The sequence below is a fragment of the Xenorhabdus sp. SGI 60 genome, from assembly GCF_056632175.1.
In genome coordinates this window covers 3952159-3971150 of record NZ_CP196860.1, presented here as the reverse complement: position 1 = coordinate 3971150, position 18992 = coordinate 3952159, and the positions used below count along the sequence as shown (strand labels likewise).

16 protein-coding genes and 4 tRNA genes are annotated in these 18992 nt (G+C 44.4%); 15 read left to right on the top strand and 5 right to left on the bottom strand.

All coding sequences use genetic code 11. The features are described from left to right. The 9 genes from wzxE (at position 1) to ACSJJG_RS18705 (ending at position 6866) form a co-directional block, all read left to right on the top strand. Complete coding sequence (wzxE, locus tag ACSJJG_RS18745) at positions 1-1251, top strand: lipid III flippase WzxE (protein WP_481090196.1); 1251 nt, start codon at positions 1-3, stop codon at positions 1249-1251. Further along, positions 1248-2360: a TDP-N-acetylfucosamine:lipid II N-acetylfucosaminyltransferase gene (locus ACSJJG_RS18740; protein ID WP_481090195.1), complete on the top strand. Its 1113-nt coding sequence runs from the start codon at positions 1248-1250 to the stop codon at positions 2358-2360. Before wzxE ends, ACSJJG_RS18740 begins: the two co-directional genes overlap by 4 nt. 2 nt (positions 2361-2362) lie before the next feature. Then, the gene (wzyE, locus tag ACSJJG_RS18735) at positions 2363-3787 is read left to right on the top strand and encodes an ECA oligosaccharide polymerase (protein ID WP_481090194.1); all 1425 of its coding nucleotides are present in this window, start codon (positions 2363-2365) and stop codon (positions 3785-3787) included. After that, entirely contained in the window at positions 3778-4515 is a 738-nt protein-coding gene (gene wecG / locus ACSJJG_RS18730; RefSeq protein WP_481090193.1) for a lipopolysaccharide N-acetylmannosaminouronosyltransferase, read from the top strand. Before wzyE ends, wecG begins: the two co-directional genes overlap by 10 nt. A gap of 376 nt (positions 4516-4891) precedes the next feature. Further along, positions 4892-6265 (top strand): bifunctional threonine/serine APC transporter ThrP, encoded by a 1374-nt coding sequence (gene thrP, locus ACSJJG_RS18725; RefSeq protein WP_481090192.1) that lies wholly within the window; start codon positions 4892-4894, stop codon positions 6263-6265. A 170-nt stretch (positions 6266-6435) separates the two neighbouring features. Then, positions 6436-6512: transfer RNA gene (locus tag ACSJJG_RS18720), tRNA-Arg, on the top strand. Positions 6513-6587: 75 nt separating this feature from the next. Next, a tRNA-His gene (locus ACSJJG_RS18715) sits at positions 6588-6663 on the top strand. A gap of 15 nt (positions 6664-6678) precedes the next feature. Further along, a tRNA-Leu gene (locus ACSJJG_RS18710) sits at positions 6679-6765 on the top strand. Positions 6766-6789: 24 nt separating this feature from the next. Beyond that, positions 6790-6866: transfer RNA gene (locus ACSJJG_RS18705), tRNA-Pro, on the top strand. Between the two features lie 788 nt (positions 6867-7654). Here the strand turns inward: ACSJJG_RS18705 and hemY are convergent. Genes hemY through hemC form a run of 4 tightly spaced genes read right to left on the bottom strand, consistent with a single transcriptional unit; the run spans position 7655 to position 11719 of the window. Beyond that, entirely contained in the window at positions 7655-8860 is a 1206-nt protein-coding gene (gene hemY / locus ACSJJG_RS18700) for a protoheme IX biogenesis protein HemY (RefSeq protein ID WP_481090191.1), read from the bottom strand. 2 nt (positions 8861-8862) lie between these two features. Next, positions 8863-10020: a uroporphyrinogen-III C-methyltransferase gene (gene hemX, locus ACSJJG_RS18695; protein ID WP_481090190.1), complete on the bottom strand. Its 1158-nt coding sequence runs from the start codon at positions 10018-10020 to the stop codon at positions 8863-8865. Between the two features lie 20 nt (positions 10021-10040). Continuing rightward, on the bottom strand, positions 10041-10781 hold the full coding sequence (hemD, locus tag ACSJJG_RS18690; protein ID WP_481090189.1) for a uroporphyrinogen-III synthase: 741 nt from the start codon (positions 10779-10781) through the stop codon (positions 10041-10043). Further along, positions 10778-11719: a hydroxymethylbilane synthase gene (hemC, locus tag ACSJJG_RS18685; protein WP_481090482.1), complete on the bottom strand. Its 942-nt coding sequence runs from the start codon at positions 11717-11719 to the stop codon at positions 10778-10780. The genes hemD and hemC overlap by 4 nt, the downstream gene beginning before the upstream one ends. 656 nt (positions 11720-12375) lie before the next feature. Between hemC and ACSJJG_RS18680 the strand changes: the two genes are divergently transcribed. After that, entirely contained in the window at positions 12376-14994 is a 2619-nt protein-coding gene (locus ACSJJG_RS18680; protein ID WP_481090188.1) for a class I adenylate cyclase, read from the top strand. A 110-nt stretch (positions 14995-15104) separates the two neighbouring features. On the opposite strand, the gene cyaY is transcribed toward ACSJJG_RS18680, so the two are convergent. Next, positions 15105-15425: an iron donor protein CyaY gene (cyaY, locus tag ACSJJG_RS18675; protein ID WP_481090187.1), complete on the bottom strand. Its 321-nt coding sequence runs from the start codon at positions 15423-15425 to the stop codon at positions 15105-15107. A gap of 78 nt (positions 15426-15503) precedes the next feature. Between cyaY and lptM the strand changes: the two genes are divergently transcribed. Genes lptM through yigB form a run of 5 tightly spaced genes read left to right on the top strand, consistent with a single transcriptional unit; the run spans position 15504 to position 18946 of the window. Next, complete coding sequence (gene lptM, locus ACSJJG_RS18670; RefSeq protein WP_481090481.1) at positions 15504-15701, top strand: LPS translocon maturation chaperone LptM; 198 nt, start codon at positions 15504-15506, stop codon at positions 15699-15701. A 40-nt stretch (positions 15702-15741) separates the two neighbouring features. Next, positions 15742-16566 (top strand): diaminopimelate epimerase, encoded by an 825-nt coding sequence (gene dapF / locus ACSJJG_RS18665; protein ID WP_481090186.1) that lies wholly within the window; start codon positions 15742-15744, stop codon positions 16564-16566. Positions 16567-16614: 48 nt separating this feature from the next. Beyond that, positions 16615-17319, top strand: coding sequence for a DUF484 domain-containing protein (locus ACSJJG_RS18660; RefSeq protein ID WP_481090185.1), 705 nt, complete (start codon positions 16615-16617; stop codon positions 17317-17319). Continuing rightward, positions 17316-18230 carry a tyrosine recombinase XerC gene (gene xerC, locus ACSJJG_RS18655; RefSeq protein WP_481090184.1) on the top strand — a complete coding sequence of 305 codons (915 nt, stop codon included), beginning with the start codon at positions 17316-17318 and terminating at the stop codon, positions 18228-18230. The genes ACSJJG_RS18660 and xerC overlap by 4 nt, the downstream gene beginning before the upstream one ends. Continuing rightward, a complete protein-coding gene (gene yigB / locus ACSJJG_RS18650; RefSeq protein ID WP_481090183.1) occupies positions 18230-18946 on the top strand; it encodes a 5-amino-6-(5-phospho-D-ribitylamino)uracil phosphatase YigB in 717 nt (238 codons plus the stop codon). Before xerC ends, yigB begins: the two co-directional genes overlap by 1 nt. Positions 18947-18992: the final 46 nt, after the last annotated feature.

The following is an 18992-nucleotide window of genomic DNA, read 5'->3' as shown; positions in this document are numbered from 1 at the left end:
ATGTCACTTGCTAAAGCTTCTGTTTGGACAGCAGGCTCCACACTGATCAAGATCGGTGTGGGGTTGCTGGTCATTAAACTTCTGGCGGTATCTTTTGGTCCAATAGGTGTTGGGCAAGCAGGTAATTTTCGCCAACTCATTACTGTATTAGGTGTGCTCTCTGGGGCAGGGATTTTTAATGGTGTCACCAAATACGTGGCGGAACATCATCAGCAACCGGAAAGGCTCAGGGCAGTATTGGGCACATCGTCCTTGATAATTTTGGGTTTTTCGACCTTACTGGCAGTGTTCTTTCTCTGGTTCAGTGAAATTATCAGTATTGGCCTGTTTGGTCACACCCATTACAAAACTGTTGTGCAGGCGCTCGCATTTATTCAAATGGGCATTGCTTACGCCAACTATTTTCTGGCAATCCTGAAAGGGTTCAGGGATGCTAAGGGAAATGCGTTAGCCATTATTTTGGGCAGCCTGACAGGCATGCTGGCTTATGGCCTCTGCTATTGGCTGGGAGGCTATGAAGGAGCATTGGCTGGCTTGGCATTGGTTCCTGCATTGGTAGTTTTACCTGCCGGCCTGATGATACTGCATCGCAAGGTGATTACGTTTTCTGCCTTGAAACCTACGTGGGATCGTGCGATTGCCAGCCATTTGGGCAAATTTACCCTTATGGCATTGCTGACTTCCATTACCTTGCCCGTTGCTTATGTCATGATGCGAAATTTACTGGCAGCGCGTTATAGCTGGGAAGAGGTCGGGATTTGGCAGGGAGTTAGTAGTATTTCAGATGCCTATTTACAATTTATCACCGCCTCCTTCACTGTCTATCTATTGCCGACCCTTTCTCGTTTGGAGAGTAAACAAGAAATCACTGGCGAGATTATGAAGGCGCTGAAATTTGTCTTGCCTGCTGTGGTTGCTGCCAGTTTCTCTGTCTGGTTGTTACGTGATTTCGTGATTTGGCTGTTATTTTCAGACAAATTCATCGCCATGCGGGATCTGTTTGCGTGGCAGTTAGTGGGCGATGTGTTGAAAGTTGGTGCTTATGTTTTTGGTTATCTGGTGATAGCGAAAGCGGCACTGCGTTTTTATATATTGACTGAAGTGAGTCAGTTCCTTTTACTGACGGGTTTTTCTCATTGGCTGATACCGGCAAATGGGGCGTTGGGGGCTGCCCAGTCATATATGGTAACTTACATTGTTTATTTCATTCTTTGTTGTAGCGTATTTATTATTTATCGCAGGCGAGCATGACAACCCTAATTCACGTTTTGGGATCGGATATCCCACATCACAATCAAACGTTACTGCGTTTCTTTAATGACGTCTTGGCACAGGAAATACATTTTTCCGCCAAACCGTGTTTTATGGTGGTGTCTAAAGACCACACATGGCTATCAAATTACCCTGACCTGGCTATTTCGCTTTATAACAGCAAATCTGCCTTGTCACAGGCGGTGATAGAGAAAGCGAAGGCCGACAGAACCGTCCGTTTCTTTTTCCACGGGCAGTTTAATGCTGCTTTGTGGTTGGCTTTATTAATGGGCAAAATTCAGCGACACCAATTCTTCTGGCACGTTTGGGGCGCTGATCTCTATGAAGAATCCCGCCAACTGAAATTCCGTTTGTTCTATCTGATTCGTCGCCTGGCACAGAAGCGGTTAGGGCATATTTTTGCCACGCGTGGCGATCTCAGGTACTTCTTCCAGAAGGGCCTCCAATGCGGTATCCTGCATTCAAATCAGGCTAAACCTGATGTGCCATCATCATTACTCTATTTCCCAACCCGGATGAACCCTACGCTGACGGTAACGGAGAAAACATTTTCACCGCAAGGGATTTCCATCTTATTGGGAAATTCAGGGGATCAATCTAATCGCCATATTGAAGCTTTGCAGAAGATCCACCGCCAGTTTGGCGATGAGGCAAAGGTAATCATTCCAATGGGCTATCCTGATAATAATCAGGCCTATATCCAGAGTGTGGAGCAAACGGCGTTATCGTTGTTTCCGGCGCAAAACATCCGCATTTTGAAAGAGCAAATAGCCTTTGATGAATACTTATCATTATTGCGCCAATGCGATTTAGGTTATTTCATTTTCAATCGTCAGCAGGGTATCGGAACACTCTGTCTGTTGATTCAATTTGGTATTCCGTTTGTTCTGAGTCGTCAAAATCCATTCTGGCATGATTTAACGGAACAGCAGATCCCTGTGCTGTTTGACGGCGATGAACTCAATAAACACTGGGTGCAGGAAGCACAGCGCCAGATGCTGTCCCTCGATAAAAAGGCGATTGCTTTTTTTGATCCCCATTTCATTGAGGGGTGGAAAACCGCCCTGTCGGCAGCATCTGGAGAGTAGCAATGACCTTGACACAATTCGGCGGGCTTTTTGTTGTTTACGTGATTTCGGTGGCCTTTATCCTGACTTTAACGTATCAGGAGTTTCGGCGTATCCGTTTTAACTTTAATGTCTTTTTCTCATTGTTGTATCTGCTGACATTCTATTTTGGCTTTCCATTGACCAGTCTGTTGGTATTTCAGTTTGATGTGGCAGTAGTACCGGTAGACTCATTGTTACATGCGATGTTAGCGTCTGGCTGTTTTTATGCCATTTACTATGTGGCTTATAAAACACGCCTCACTTATAAAATACGGCCCAACGATAATATCAGACCTGAAAACTTAACGGTGACTGTGCCGCGTAAGCCCCTGTTTACGATGAATCGGGTGGAAACGAATCTGACGTGGTTACTGCTTGCCGGTATTGCTATCGTTACGGTAGGTTCATTCTTTATGCAAAACGGCTTTTTGCTGTTTAAGTTACAGTCCTATAGCCAGATCTTTTCCAGCCAGGTTTCCGGCGTGGCGCTCAAGCGATTCTTTTATTTCTTTATTCCTGCCATGCTGGTGGTCTTTTTTCTGAAACCGACCAAAGGACGATGGTTATGCTTTTTGGTCGGAACGGTGGGATTTGGCATCCTGACATATGTGATCGTTGGCGGAACGCGGGCTAACATCATTATCGCGTTTGCATTGTTCCTGTTTATCGGGATTGTCCGCGGCTGGATCACGCTATGGATGCTGTTTACTGCGGGCGCAATGGGAATTGTCGGCATGTTCTGGCTGGCGTTGAAACGCTATAGCCTGGATGTAAGCGGGGCAGAGGCATTTTATACTTTTCTGTATCTCACGCGAGATACTTTCTCGCCATGGGAAAATTTGGCCCTGCTGCTGAATAATTACAGTAAAATTGAGTTTCAAGGGCTGGCACCGATTATCCGTGATTTTTATGTTTTTATTCCTGGTTGGGTATGGCCGGACAGGCCTAATCTGGTCTGGAACACAGCTAACTATTTCACATGGGATGTATTGAATAACCACTCTGGTCTTGCGATTTCCCCCACATTGATTGGCTCTCTTGTGGTTATGGGGGGCGTATTCTTTATCCCTCTGGGGGCGATAGCAGTCGGTTTTATTATTAAATGGTTTGACTGGATTTATGAAGCAGGAAAACAGGAAAGCAATCGCTATAAGGCAGCCATTTTGCAAGCCTTCTGCTTTGGCGCCATCTTTAACATGATTGTGCTTGCCCGTGAAGGAGTAGATTCTTTTGTTTCTCGGGTGGTGTTCTTTTGTATTGTCTTTGGCCTATGTCTGGTTGCGGCGAAATTGCTGTATTGGCTGTTTGAAAGTGCCGGGCTGATTCGAAAATTTGTGGTCAGTAATCTGGCTACTACGCGAAAAACATCTGTTATTTTGGGTGTAAGGAAAAAAAAATGGCGTTGAATAACACTCCCAAATACCGCATTCGCGGCCTCAATATTTGGGGCTTTCGTGGCATGTCGCATTTCCTCGATCATCTTTTCCTGGATGGACAGGTAAAAACAGGTACATTGGTTGCGATTAACGCAGAAAAAGTACTCACGGCCGAGAAAGACAATGCGCTGAAGATATTGTTGGATGAGGCCGAATATTTATACGCAGATGGCATTAGCATCGTACGTGCCATTCGCCGTAAATACCCTGATGCGGATGTATCGCGTATTGCGGGCGCTGATTTATGGGAAGCCTTGATGGAACGGGCTGGGCGCAAAGGTACTCCCGTCTTTCTGGTTGGTGGAAAACCCGATATCCTGGCACAGACTGAGAACAAACTGCGTACTCAGTGGAATGTCAATATCGTGGGTAGCCAAGATGGGTATTTTACGGCCGAAATGCGTGATGAGGTATTTGAGCGGATTCATGCCAGTGGTGCTGCGATTATTACCGTATCAATGGGATCACCCAAACAGGAAATCTTTATGCGTGACTGCCGCAAAGTATATCCAGATGCCCTGTATATGGGGATTGGAGGAACCTATGATGCCTTTACTGGTCACGTTAAACGTGCACCAAAAGTCTGGCAGAATCTGGGTTTGGAGTGGTTGTATCGCTTACTTTCTCAGCCAAGCCGTATCCGTAGGCAGCTAAAGCTATTGAGATTCCTTGGCTATTATTATGGTGGTAAGCTTTAGTCCCGATCATTTCTCTTTTCTACCTGTTGCGTCGGGCATATGCGATTGCAGCAGGTTTTTTGTTTTTTGGATTTGCTAATAGCTTGTTGTTTAATCGTTTGTGTTCACATTCCATGTTTTAAAACCCGTGTTTTTAAGCTTCTTGGCAAAACCTCAAATAATCGCCTTGTTATATGAGGAAAAGCAATCATTCTGGAAGTCGTTCTCTTCCACTACGATGTCAAATAAAACAGATATCGACCCAATTTTATAATTTTTTATTTCACTGATTGGCAAAACGTGTTTTGATCCCAGCCTTTTTTACAACGATTGATTATCAATTCCTGTATTTTTCTGTTTGCAAGTATAGACATCATAAAAGTGGATAGGGAGTTTTATGAGTGATTCAAAACAGAGCCTGCAAAGGGGACTTGAGGCACGTCATATTGAGCTGATTGCGCTAGGTGGCACAATCGGCGTAGGGCTGTTCATGGGGTCAGCCAGTACCTTGAAATGGGCCGGCCCTTCTGTTTTGCTGGCTTACATTATTGCTGGTTTTTTTGTCTTTTTCATTATGCGTTCCATGGGAGAAATGTTGTTCCTTGAACCTGTAACGGGTTCATTTGCTGCCTTTGGGCATAAGTACCTAAGCCCTTATTGGGGATGCCTGACCGCATGGGGTTATTGGTTCATGTGGGTTTCTGTCGGGATCTCAGAGATTACTGCTGTTGGCGTCTATGCTGAATTCTGGTTTCCAGAGTTGCCGCAATGGGTTTCAGCACTGGGAGCAGTTGGATTGGTTGCCTTAGCTAACCTGGCGGCAGTAAGGCTATATGGTGAGCTGGAGTTTTGGTTTGCCATGATCAAAGTCACAACGATTATTGTGATGATCCTGATTGGCATTGGTTTGATTTTCTTCGGTTTGGGCAATGACTGGCAACCCATTGGTTTGGATAACCTGACCGCACATGGTGGTTTCTTCTCCGGTGGATGGAAAGGCTTTTTATTTGCCCTTTGTATTGTGGTCGCTTCCTATCAGGGGGTAGAGCTGGTTGGCATTACTGCTGGTGAAGCGAAAAACCCACAAGTTACCCTTAAAAAAGCGATCAACAATATTTTGTGGCGTATCCTGATTTTTTATGTTGGTGCTATTTTTATCGTTGTAACCTTGTTCCCGTGGACAGCAGTAGGCGCGCATGGCAGCCCGTTTGTGATGACTTTTTCTAAAGTTGGTATCGCTTCTGCGGCCGCAGTGATTAACTTTGTCGTGCTGACAGCTGCGCTGTCAGGGTGTAACAGCGGAATGTACAGCGGTGGCAGAATGCTGTATGCCTTGGCGCAGAACCGTCAATTGCCTGCTTCATTGCTGAAATTGTCGAAAAATGGTGTGCCGGTAAGATGTATTGCAATTACCATTGGTTGCTTGATTGCAGGTTCCAGCCTGAATTATCTGATACCAAATCCGCAGTCAGTATTTGTTTACGTTTATAGCGCCAGCGTATTGCCTGGCATGGTGCCATGGTTTGTGATTCTGGTCAGTCAATTGCGTTTCCGTCAGCATCATGAGGAAGCCATAAAACAGCATCGGTTTAAATCAATTCTGTTCCCTTATGTCAATTACCTAACACTGATTTTCCTGTGCTGCGTATTGGTTGGGATGGCAATTAACACGGATACACGTTTTTCCCTGATAGTCGGGGGCGTATTTTTGCTGATCGTGTCATTAATTTATTGGTTGATGAAATGGTATTTGCCTAAAAAATCGATATAGTTTTATGGGTTGGTTTTTGATCGGCAACTGTTTTTGCTAATACTGCGGTGGGAAAGTGCTGTCTTTATCAGCTAAATGAGCAAAGCATAATCAAACGCATCATTTCTTTTAAAAAAGCACTGGACAGTACGACATTAAATCCGTACTATCCTCCACCGCAACGGCGTTAAGCGCCCGTAGCTCAGCTGGATAGAGCGCTGCCCTCCGGAGGCAGAGGTCTCAGGTTCGAATCCTGTCGGGCGCGCCATTTTAAGCGTGCAAGAGCAGTGGTAATGAGTTATCGTGGTCGGGCATTGTTGTATGTAAAAAGATAGCTGTTATGGTGGCTATAGCTCAGTTGGTAGAGCCCTGGATTGTGATTCCAGTTGTCGCGAGTTCGAGTCTCGTTAGCCACCCCATCTTTTTTATGAAACGCGAGGGTGGCGGAATTGGTAGACGCGCTAGCTTCAGGTGTTAGTGTCCTTACGGACGTGGGGGTTCAAGTCCCCCCCTTCGCACCATAAGAAAGATAAAAAAATATATTTCGGCGAGTAGCGCAGCTTGGTAGCGCAACTGGTTTGGGACCAGTGGGTCGGAGGTTCGAATCCTCTCTCGCCGACCAAATTCTGAAAAACCCCCGCTTTGCGGGGTTTTTTCTTTCTGTCTACTTCCAGGTTTTTTTCTTTTTCTCCCTATTCTCCCTGTTTTTCCTGCTGATAAAAAATTTTTCCCTTTTTATTTCTTCTTAATTTCTGTTCGATTTTTAATCGATAAATTGAGTGTTATTGTTTTTGTTAATGAATTAATATTATGTTTTAAAAGATATTTTTTATTGATGTTGTATTTCAACGACAAACCGCACCACTTAATGTCTCAAATAGGAGACGTTCAACTATATGATTTATCGTGTCTATATTTAAACGGCTCAAAGGGCGTCTCAAATGAGAGACGGTATTTTTAATGATATTTGGTGAAAGTCAGGTTATCTATTATGGAAAGCCAGCCAAACCTTGGGTAAAGAAAGTTTATCCTGATTGAAAAAGTTGGCACATAAAATGCAATATTTAAAATCGTAGATACTCATTCCACTCCTTATGACAGCAAATGACTTCATAAACCTCGGGATGATGTAGAGCTGATTGTCAGTGCCTATGGTCCACGTTATAGATGAGTAAGTATTCTGTCTTTTCATCGCAAACCGGACACAACGTTGAGTGAGGCACTATCCGTCTGTAGACCTGATTGTATTTATACACCTGTCTTCTTTGATAGGTGTTTTTTTTTGTCTGTAGAACAGTGAGGACAGGCTTCAGGCAGTTTACCATGAGCTTTAATGGTGAATGCACCTCGGTTAACGACTCAATTGCATCCCATATATTTCATCGTTAACTGAGGTGTACCCCCGCGATTTTATACGTCGACGTCGCTATCACGCTTCAAGGTCAGCATAAAGCCTTTATTGCGGGTTTGGGTAGCTTCTTCACGCTTTTGCAATCTGTCCAGTGCATCGGCAAGCCATGCGTAATCATGAGCATCTGGTCGTTGAGCAAGAGCTGCTTTAAATGCCGATTCAGCATTGGCCCATTCACCATGGCGCAGGGCAACTTGTCCCAGTGTACTATTGAGCAACGGGGTTGCACCATGTTGCTTTAACAGGTGAGAAAGGGTCTTTTGTATGGCGTCAGAATCACTTGCCTTAAGATGGGGAATTAATAGTAGCAAACGTTCGTCGTACTGCTGTTTTAATCCGTCCAAAATGATTTGTTGGGCGGTCTCGTGATCATTGCATTCAATCAAATGCTCGGCCACGGCAACTTGCAGTACAATGTCATTGCGAATTTTGCGGCTTTGATCTTTCCACCATATTTTCAGCCCCGTACTGCCTTTCTCTGCCATAACCTGATTCATTAATCCGATATAGGCTTGCTGACGCAATTTAAGGATTTCTTCTTCACTGTGCAGATTAGCTTTCAGCATGGAAGGCAAGATATCAATCAGGGATTGATAAGCACCTGAAAGAGAGTAAGCCTGTTCCGCCAATCGCAATACTTCAGGGTGACGAGGGGCATGATCCAACAGCTTGTCCACACCAACGTGCGCGGCATGAATTTCACCTTGTGCTAATTGGACCCGGATACGGGTAATATCAACGGGAAGTTGGTTTTTATCGGCAACATCTGCCGCTTGTTGAATATATTGGTTGGTTCGGAAATAATCACCGCGTCGTTGGGCTGCCTCTGCCGCCAGCAGATAATTCACGACAGGAAGTTCTGCATGGTCAGCGTTGCGGGCCATCAGGCGTTCAACTTGCTTGAAATCCCCTTCGGCGAATTTCAGCAGTGCCTGTTTGGTTTGTGAGCGAGCACGATGACGTTTATATCCACCAAAGATCCAGCTATGAGTGGACGTGCTGGTACGTTTTAAGCGACGATAACACCAGCTGATCAGAATCAGCAGGAATTGCAGCAGAAGGAAGATGATCACTAGCCCAGTGATACTGGTGGTAATGTTGAGTTTGTCCGTCTGGATCAAAACATATCCTTGATGGCCAGACATCAAAGGGCCAACGACGATCCCGATAATAAGGATCACGAACAGCAAGAATATCTTCAGCATGTTCAGTTCCCCTCAACGGATGTTTTTGCCTGATCGGTGGTTGCTGTTGTTGTCGACCGTGATTGTGACTCAGGCTGAATTTCAGGTTGGGATTGATGAGAATGCGGTAAGTTATAGATACGCTTACGAACCAGCTCTGCCAATATTGGTTGGCTGTTCAGTTGCTCAGGAATATTGATGGATAATGGTTTCTTTTGCAGTGAAGCAACGTTTGTTAAAAAGCGTTCAGCCTCCGGGTAAGAGGTATCAAAATAGGCATTCACCCAAGCTTGAACATCTTTCAATGCGTCCTGATAAATTTTAACTTGATGGCGAGGAACCGCCTGCGCAGCAATCAGCAGCTTGGAACGAATATTCTCACGCAGGTAAACGCCTTGGTTAGGTGCCAGCAGCGGCTCTTTGCTGTTATCACGTGGAGTAATGGTAACGAAGTTATCCATAAAGCTGTGCCAGCTATTGCTCAGGTTCTGGCGCCAATCCGCGAGGGAAGCCGTGATCCCATGGTCATTTGCCTTCTCCGATGTGGCTCGTTCGACTTTATTGGCAAGGTGTAAGTTATCGACTTGGTTTGATAGCTGATTCAATATCAGGATAATACCGTCTAAATCAATCTGTTTGATTTTGGTCAGGGAATCGATATCTGCCATGATAGCTTTACGGGCATAGAGCAGGCTGGGATCATCCATTTCAGCCAGGTTCTGGTCGGCATCTTTCAGCAAGGCGATGGCAGTAGTCATATCCTGTTCGCTCCAGACTTTTCGGCCAGCCATCTTAACGAGGGAGCTTGCCTGCGCCAGTCGCCAGTTTTCAATATCTGTATTTGCAAATGCCGAAACACGGTTTTGAAGCTCTGTAATGCGCCCCGCCAGTTGCTGACTTTGTGAGTTGGCTTGTTGTAAGGAATCCTCCAACTCTTGGAGTTTGGCGCTAAAGTTTTGCTTATCGGCAGACTGCTGTTGTGTCAGAGAAGCCGTCTCTTGTTGAAGAGCGAGATTTTCGGCTTTTAATGCTGCATTCTGCTGTTGACCATGATAATAAATATAGAAACCACCAACACCTATCGCCAAAGAAATGGCTATTGAGAGCGTATTACCTAACCATCCATAACTCTTAACCGTATCGGTAGATTGTTTTTGTTCCGTCTTTTTTTGTTCCGTCATAATGGACATCCCATATTAATTTATTCCAGTGCCTGGATTAAGGCGTCATTATCTGCACTCTTGGCGACTTGTATTGTTTGCCAGCCCAAAGTCTGGGCGATATTAGCAAGACGTTTGCTGACCACAATCAGCTTGCAATTCAGTAACCATGCTTTTCCATCGCTATCAGTTACTAAGTTATATAACAGTTGCAGCATTTCGCCACTTGTAACAACGATGGTTTTTATACCACATTGCTGCCAGTGACGACTGAAATCGGCTGTATCGTATTTAACTGGCTGGCGTGAATAACATTCACAGTAATCTACTGCACTTCCACGGAGCCTTAATGTGGAGGCAATCACTTCGCGGCCGCCATTGCCTCGGAGCAATAAAATCTTTTTATTGTCCATTGACTGTAAAGTTGGGAGTTGCAGCAGATCTTCACTGGTTTCACCCTGCTTAGAATAGAAGATTTCCAATTCAGTTAATTGATGAAACATCAGGGAAGTTGATTTGCCGATCCCATAATAGGATAACTGTTCAGGCCATGACTGGCCTTCTTGAATAAGCCGTTCATTGGCATAATGAACAGCATTTTTTGATAATAGAAAAACCAGATCTCCCGCAGAGAGCCATTGCAGTTTTTGTGGCAGTAATGGCAAATCTGCCCCCGGATGAATTTCAATGAGGGGGGCGCTGAAGGCTGATTTTCCAATAGACCGCAGTCGCTTGACCAATTCCTCTCCTGCGGGGACAGGGCGGGTGATCAAAATGCTCATTTTGGTAGGTTCCTCTGGTATACGCGAGCCAGAATCTGGCGTGCGCCCTTTTCCAATAACTCTTCCGCCAATGCGATACCCGCTTGACGAGCCTCTTTGGGGGAGACCACTCTTTCACCGCGCACGATCACTGTGCCATCAGGGGAACCCACTAGCGCGCGTAACCAAATGCTCTCTCCCTGCCAGATGGCATAACTGCCAATCGGTACCTGACAGCCCCCTTCAAGGCGGGTATTCATCGCTCTTTCAGCGAGAACGCAAGCTTCTGTTCTTGCGTGGTTCAAGGGCAACAGCAGTTCACGGGTTTGATGATCATCGAGCCGACACTCAATACCTACCGCCCCTTGACCGACGGCTGGCAGCAATAATTCAGGCTCTAATGGCATACGAATGCATTCTTCCAGCCCCAGCCGTTTCAGGCCCGCTGTTGCAAGAATAATGGCATCATAATCGCCGTTATTGAGTTTGTTCAGACGGGTCCCGACATTACCGCGTAAGTCACGAACGACAAGATCAGGACGTAGCTGACGGATTTGGCACTGGCGGCGTAAACTGGACGTACCCACAACACTGCCAGTCGGTAGGTCATTGAGCGAGGCGTATTTTACTGAAACAAAAGCATCCCGTGGATCATCCCGTTCGCAGATTGTGACCAATCCCAAACCATCAGGAAATTCGACAGGGACATCTTTCATGGAGTGGACGGCAATATCAGCTCGCTTTTCGAGCAGAGCTAATTCCAGTTCCTTCACAAACAGCCCCTTGCCGCCCACCTTTGCCAATGGTGTATCAAGGATAATATCGCCGCGTGTCACCATTGGAACCAGTTCTACTTGCAGTTCTGGATGAAAGTGTTTCAGTTGCTTTTGAACATATTGCGCTTGCCACATAGCTAATGGGCTTTGGCGGGTAGCGATGCGAATGGTTTTCATTGTCATGGATAAATCTATTAGGTAAGTATATTGGGTAATTGATGGAAAATAATGGTTTTTAGCCACCAGTTAGTCACCAATTAGTAAGAAAATAGTATCAGTTTTAACATCTCAATGATTTTTTTTCCAGTGACGAAAAAGCCAGAAAAAAATCAAAATAGTATATAGATATACAGATTATTAAATAAAAATAATTTTAAATATTAAAATAATATTTTATTTGAATGGAGAAAATAAACAAAGAGATTGATTTAAAAGCAAATTGAATTTTGTGCTGAGCTTGATGATAAAAAACGGTGAAAATATTTAACAATAAGAAAAATATTATTCGGTTAAATATTTATGGAAGAGTGATGCATTTACAATGCTTTACAACCGCGATACGAAAAATAATCAATGATAATAGTTATGTCAAAAAAGCATATTATTGTGTCTATTTCGTGATTAACTTAATATTTTACAATGAGTTAATTGTATTTCGGCTATTGCAGGTGAAGAGAAAAGATGGTATTGCATACTTTACGCTTTGACTGCAAGGTGTTAAATTGATCACGTTTCCGACAATAAGTTTGTAAAAATAATTTTAAATAATCTTGTAATATCATGCGTTATCGGAAACAGGGGACTACTTTAGGCACTGGAACTGATATCAGGCGAAACTCTTGTATCTCTATATTGAAACGCTAAAGCAGCGACTGGATGCAATTAACCAACTTAGATTAGAGCGCGCTACGAGCTTAATGAGTGACGCATTCAAGCAAGTTTATAGTTTAATTCCAGTATTATTACATTATCATCATCCAATGATGCCCGGTTATATCAAAAGCGACGTTCCTCATGGCGTTTGCTTTTTTATGCCTGATGAAGCGCAGCAGTTTTGGATTAATGATCTGGATAGCCAGCTTACTGGTGCCCTGCCAGATGTATTGTCACATACGTCTAATGGTGAATTGCCGATTACGGGAATTTATTCCATGGGCAGTACTTCTTCTATCGGGCAAAGTTGTTCTTCTGATTTGGATATTTGGGTTTGTCATCAATCTTGGTTAGATAGTGACGAGAAAGCTTTACTGGAACAAAAATGTACCTTGATAGAACAGTGGGCGGCTTCACTGGGTACAGAGGTGACTTTTTTTCTGATTGATGAAAACCGTTTTCGGCATAATGCCTGCGGTAGTTTGAACGGTGAAGATTGTGGTTCTACCCAACACATCCTTCTGCTTGATGAGTTTTATCGTACAGCGGTCTGCATGGCTGGCAAACGCTTGCTGTGGGCAATGGTTCCGGTGGAAGAGGAGGCTCATTATGATGAATATGTTCTTTCTCTCTATGCCCAAGGCGTGCTGACACCAAATGAATGGTTAGATCTGGGTGGCTTGAGCGAATTATCCGCAGAGGAATATTTTGGGGCAAGTCTCTGGCAGCTTTACAAGAGTGTGGACTCTCCTTATAAAGCTGTATTGAAAAGCCTGCTGTTGGAAGCTTATTCATGGGAGTATCCCAATGGAAAACTTCTGGCGATGGAAATGAAGCAATATTTTCATGATGGTGCGATTGTTTCGTTTGGCCTCGATGCCTATAGCATGATGCTGGAGCGTGTAACTCGCTATCTGACTGCCACGAACGACCTTGCGCGCCTTGATTTGGCGCGTCGTTGTTTTTATCTGAAGGTATGCGAGAAACTATTGGCAGGTCAGAATGATAAAGGCTGTACAGGATGGCGTCGTCAGGTTATGTCCCAGTTAGTGCGCGAATGGGGTTGGGATGACGATAAACTGGCCATGCTGGATAAGCGTAATGCATGGAAAATTGAGCAGGTACGTGATGCTCATAATGAATTGCTTGATACCATGATGCAGAGTTATCGCAACTTAATCCGTTTTGCCCGCCGTAATAATTTAAGTGTGAGTGCCAGCCCGCAAGATATTGGCGTATTGACCCGTAAATTGTATGCGGCTTTTGAAGCACTACCCGGTAAAGTGACTTTGGTCAATCCTCAGATATCACCGGATCTGTCGGAAAAGGATTTGACTTTCATTTATGTCCCTCCGGGGCGAGTAAACCGCAGTGGTTGGTATCTTTACAACCATGCCCCCACGATTGAATCGATCATTGGTTATCAACCATTGGAATACAATCGCTATCTGAATAAATTAGTTTCCTGGACCTATTTTAATGGCCTGCTGGCTAAAGAAACTCGGCTCCATATTCATCACGGGGAATCTCAGTGTGACAGGCAGAAATTATGTGATTTGGTGGATGACATTGCCGCTCATTTCCCAGTCCGTCTACCTGCTCCCACACCAAAAGCACTATATAGTCCTTGTGAAATCCGCCATTTGGCGATCATTGTCAATTTAGAACAAGATCCAACAGCTGCATTTTCTGATCAAATCGTTCGTTTTGACTTAAGGAACCTGAATGTTTTCAGTTTTGGCGAGTTGCAACAATGTCTGGTAGGTAGTATTGATTTGCTTTACCGCAATTCATGGAATGAAGTGAGAACCTTGCATTTCAGTGGTGAACAATCGGTATTGGAAGCATTAAAAACCATATTGGGAAAAATGCATCAAGATGCAGCGCCGCCATCTGATGTTGAAGTATTCTGTTATAGCAAACATTTGCGTGGGTTGATCCGCACCCGTATCCAGCAATTAGTTTCGGAGTGTATAGAGTTACGCCTGTCCAGCAACCGACAAGATCCAAACCGTTTCAAGGCGTTACGCATTTCAGGTCAAACATGGGGATTATTCTTCGAACGGTTAAACGTTTCGGTGCAAAAATTGGAAAATGCAGTGGAATTCTATGGTGCGATTTCCAACACCAAATTGCATGGTCTGCCAGTCAAAATTGATACCAAAGAAAAACACTTACCGTCTGTCATAGACGGTTTTGCCTGTGAAGGAATTATCCAGTTCTTTTTCGAAGATATTGACAGCAAGCAAGGGTTCAATATTTATATTCTTGATGAATCAAATCGGGTGGAAATTTATTCCCATTGTGAAGGCAGTAAAGAAGAGTTGGTGCGAGATATCAGCCGATTTTATTCATCATCACATGATCGTTTCACTTATGGCTCTAGTTTTGTCAATTTCAATTTGCCGCAGTTCTATCAAATCGTTAAGAAAGGTGAGCGTACCCATGTCACTCCATTTATAGAGGGAGTGTACCCAGTGGATGATATAGAAGCGAATGATACAAGGATTCATATTGACGAGCACCTTGATAAAACTCGTGGGGCACATGCACACGATCCTTATCGTTCTCTGTATCACTATTGACATTATCAATTACCTAAGCGCCTGTTTTATCAGACGCTTTTGTTAGATATCTTTCGTTGGCTAATTGTTTTTATTTGGCTTTGACGAAATTGGGTTTTAATGAAATATAGTCACGAAAATTGGAATGGCTCACCGCTTTGTTCAGTAATGGCTTGTGCCAGCATGGAGAGAAAATCATTACCACTGCGGTCACAAATCCACTGGCTATCCCGATAATCGAAATGGTAACCGCCATTTTTGGTTGCCAGCCATATCTGATGGAAAGGCTCCTGGCGGTTAATGATGATTTTGCTGCCGTTTTCAAAACTCAGCGTCATCACACCGCCGTTTATTTCATAGTCGATATCCGTATCACCTTCGTAATTATCCAGTTGCTCTTCAATATGAAGCATCAATTGATCAGCCAATTGATGAAATTCGCTATCGTTCATGTTTATTTCCTATTTGCTTTTCAGGGCCTAGCTGCGATTATAGAGAGTATTGGCGCATGAATCACAGGCATTAATATGATGAAAAAACAACTCCGTTGGTCACTGGCTATTATAACATTACTTTCTCTGGCTGGTTGTGGCTTGAAAGGGCCTCTCTATTTTCCTCCTGCAAAAACATCTGCAACACAGGTATCTATGCACAAAATGGATAAGGTGCAGCCAGAAAAGTTGTTAGAAAACAGCTTACTTAAAGACAATATATTGATGAATGCTTAATGATAGTGATTCGGTGATGTGATTTCTCTTGGAGTCGTATATGCAGTTCTCCAAAATGCATGGTCTTGGTAATGACTTTATGGTCGTTGATGCAGTGACGCAAAATATTTATTTTTCTCCAGAGTTAATATGCCGTCTGGCTAACCGGAATACTGGGGTGGGTTTTGATCAACTTTTGATTGTTGAAGCGCCCTATGATCCTGACTTAGACTTTCACTACCGCATTTTTAATGCTGACGGCAGTGAAGTTTCCCAGTGTGGTAATGGCGCACGTTGTTTTGCCCGTTTTGTCCGTCTCAAGGGGTTGACCAATAAACGAGATATCAAAGTCAGCACGCGAGCGGGCCAAATGATATTGAGCATCACAAATGATGACCAGGTCTGTGTCAACATGGGAGAGCCGGATTTTGAGCCGCAGCGTATTCCCTTTCGCGCCAATAAGGCTGAGAAAACCTATATTATTCGTACTAACGAACGTACGATACTTTGTGGCGTTGTATCAATGGGAAACCCTCATTGTGTCATACAGGTTGAGGATGTCGACACTGCCGAAGTGGAAATATTGGGACCCGTATTGGAAAGCCATGAACGTTTTCCTGAACGAGCCAATATTGGTTTCATGCAGATAATAAATCGGGGCCATATTCGGTTGCGTGTCTTTGAGCGCGGTGCTGGTGAGACACGGGCATGTGGCAGCGGTGCATGTGCCGCAGTAGCTGTCGGTATCCTGCAGGATCTGTTGGATAATCAGGTTCGGGTTGATCTTCCGGGTGGGGTACTGCAAATTCGCTGGGATGGGCAGGGCAAACCACTTTTTATGACGGGGCCTGCAACCCATGTCTATGATGGTACGATTCATTTGTGATTGATTCTGTATTCGCTGAGTCTCTCTTGAAATATGGGGCATTGGAAAATGAGTAAAAAAGACGATCCATTGCACATTGGAAACAGGCTGGATGATCAGACAGTCGTGGATTATTTATTGAATAATCCAGATTTTTTTATCCGTAATGCCAATATGGTCGATAAGATAAGAGTTCCCCATCCAGTGCGGGAATGTGTTTCTTTAATGGAATGGCATATGAACCGCCAGAGGAAACGTATCTGTTATTTGGAAGACGATCTGAACCATTTGATAGAGCAGGCGAAACAGAATGAAGTGCTGTTCAGTAGCCTATTGCAATTACTGACAGATCTCTCTGGTGCCAAGAGTTTACAGGACTTTCTTTCCTGCTTAAGTTCATGGTCAAAAACATTGGGATTAAGTAACAGTTATATTCGGTTGTTCAGTGATCAATGGCATATTGGCGCACCACTGAATGTACCGGAGCTGGCGATTTCCCGTCAGGCTTTTGAATCCGTCCGCATTAAGCGATTTGGTGAAAAAAATCATTATCTTGGCCGGTTGTATGGCCCAGAGATTTTATTGTTGATGCCACAGGCACGTCATGTTGGTTCAGTGGCGATTTCCCTTTTGGGATCACGAGGGGAGTTGGGCATGGTCATTTTCAATAGCCATAATAAACAGCACTATCACGAAGGCATGGGAACTGACATTCTCGCCCATTTGGCGAAGCTGTTGCCGGGTTTGTTGTCCCGTTGGATTGAACGCACATGACTCAGCCGATTGATTTACTGTTAGCGCCCGTGGAAGACTTCTTACACTATTTGCGGGTTGAGCGACGTTTAAGCCCCGTCACAATCACTCACTATCGGCGCCATTTGGCCGTTTTGGCGGAAATGTCACGGGAGATGGGGATACGTGAATGGCAGGAATTAGATTCAGTTAAGGTCAGGATGTTTGCCTCCCGCAGTCGGCGGGCAGGATTGCAGTCTGCCAGTCTTGCCTTGCGTTTCTCTTCTTTGCGCAGCTTTCTTGACTGGATGGTGATGCAAAATAAGCTGGCAGCTAATCCGGCTAAAACAGTCAGTACCCCGCGTAAAAAACGTCACTTACCTAAAAATATGGATGTGGATGAAGTTAACCAACTGCTCAATATTAATCTGAACGATCCGCTGTCAGTGCGTGACAGAACCATGCTCGAAGTGATGTACGGAGCGGGATTGCGTTTGTCTGAACTGGTGGGACTGGATTGTCGCCATTTGGATTTGGCGAGTGGAGAAGTCTGGGTACATGGTAAGGGCAGTAAAGAGCGTAAAGTACCGTTCGGCCGTATGGCACAGGAATGGCTCCGGCGTTGGTTGGAAATGCGAGAGTTGTTTGAGCCGGAAGATAACGCGCTGTTCATTTCCACCAAGAGCGGGAAACGTATCTCTGCCCGTAACGTACAGAAACGATTTGCACAGCGGGGGATTCGACAAGGTGTTAGCAGCCATGTTAACCCTCATAAATTGCGTCACTCTTTTGCCACACATATTCTGGAGTCCAGCGGTGATCTGCGGGCAGTGCAGGAATTACTGGGTCACGCGAATCTGTCGACCACCCAGATCTATACCCATTTGGATTTTCAGCACCTGACCAAAGTCTATGATGTGGCTCACCCCAGAGCCAAACGAGGAAAATCATAATGCGTTTTTATCGGCCTATCGCGCCGTTTGCGGCGATGACATTCGATCTGGATGATACGCTTTACAATAATCATCCTGTCATCGATAAAACCGAAAAAGAAGTATTGTGTTTTATCAGGAAGTACGATGCCAAATTCGGTCACTTTGGGTATGAAGATCTGCATTTATATCGTCAGACGGTTCTTGAACGGGAGCCGGAGATTTATCATGATGTGACTTCATGGCGACGACAATCCGTAGAACTCATGTTTACTCACCATGGCTTCAATCATGAAGAAGCGGTACGCGGTACGAATGAAATTATGTCCTGCTTTAAGTACTGGCGTAACCAAATTACTGTTTCTGAATCGACTCATAAGACGTTGTTCGTACTGGCGGAAAAAATGCCGTTAGTGGCAATTACCAATGGGAACGCTGAACCCGCTGCATGTGGGCTTGCCCGTTATTTTGAATTTGTATTGAAAGCGGGCATAGATGGGCGCTCCAAACCTTACCCGGATATGTACCAGCTCGCGGCAGAGAGGCTCAATCTGCCTATAAATCAGATCCTGCATGTGGGGGATAATCTGAATACAGATGTAGAAGGAGCACTTTGCAGTGGTATGCAAGCTTGTTGGATTAACATCGAAAATAAAAATTTGACGCAGGAGCCTGAAGGACGTTTGGTTCCACATATTGAGATTTCTGATTTGGCTTCTTTGATAGCACTGATATAATTTCAGATTGAAATCTGTATAAAAATACTCACAACTGACGGTAATT

Excerpts from the sequence above, each read along its gene's own strand:
- hemD (WP_481090189.1), bottom strand. The coding sequence starts at position 10,781 with ATGAGCATTTTGATCACCCGCCCTGTCCCCGCAGGAGAGGAATTGGTC.
- hemX (WP_481090190.1), bottom strand. The coding sequence starts at position 10,020 with ATGACGGAACAAAAAAAGACGGAACAAAAACAATCTACCGATACGGTT.
- wzyE (WP_481090194.1), top strand. The coding sequence starts at position 2,363 with ATGACCTTGACACAATTCGGCGGGCTTTTTGTTGTTTACGTGATTTCG.
- yigB (WP_481090183.1), top strand. The coding sequence starts at position 18,230 with ATGCGTTTTTATCGGCCTATCGCGCCGTTTGCGGCGATGACATTCGAT.
- cyaY (WP_481090187.1), bottom strand. The coding sequence starts at position 15,425 with ATGAACGATAGCGAATTTCATCAATTGGCTGATCAATTGATGCTTCAT.
- lptM (WP_481090481.1), top strand. The coding sequence starts at position 15,504 with ATGAAAAAACAACTCCGTTGGTCACTGGCTATTATAACATTACTTTCT.
- hemY (WP_481090191.1), bottom strand. The coding sequence starts at position 8,860 with ATGCTGAAGATATTCTTGCTGTTCGTGATCCTTATTATCGGGATCGTC.
- ACSJJG_RS18740 (WP_481090195.1), top strand. The coding sequence starts at position 1,248 with ATGACAACCCTAATTCACGTTTTGGGATCGGATATCCCACATCACAAT.
- wzxE (WP_481090196.1), top strand. The coding sequence starts at position 1 with ATGTCACTTGCTAAAGCTTCTGTTTGGACAGCAGGCTCCACACTGATC.
- dapF (WP_481090186.1), top strand. The coding sequence starts at position 15,742 with ATGCAGTTCTCCAAAATGCATGGTCTTGGTAATGACTTTATGGTCGTT.
- xerC (WP_481090184.1), top strand. The coding sequence starts at position 17,316 with ATGACTCAGCCGATTGATTTACTGTTAGCGCCCGTGGAAGACTTCTTA.
- hemC (WP_481090482.1), bottom strand. The coding sequence starts at position 11,719 with ATGACAATGAAAACCATTCGCATCGCTACCCGCCAAAGCCCATTAGCT.
- thrP (WP_481090192.1), top strand. The coding sequence starts at position 4,892 with ATGAGTGATTCAAAACAGAGCCTGCAAAGGGGACTTGAGGCACGTCAT.
- wecG (WP_481090193.1), top strand. The coding sequence starts at position 3,778 with ATGGCGTTGAATAACACTCCCAAATACCGCATTCGCGGCCTCAATATT.
- ACSJJG_RS18660 (WP_481090185.1), top strand. The coding sequence starts at position 16,615 with ATGAGTAAAAAAGACGATCCATTGCACATTGGAAACAGGCTGGATGAT.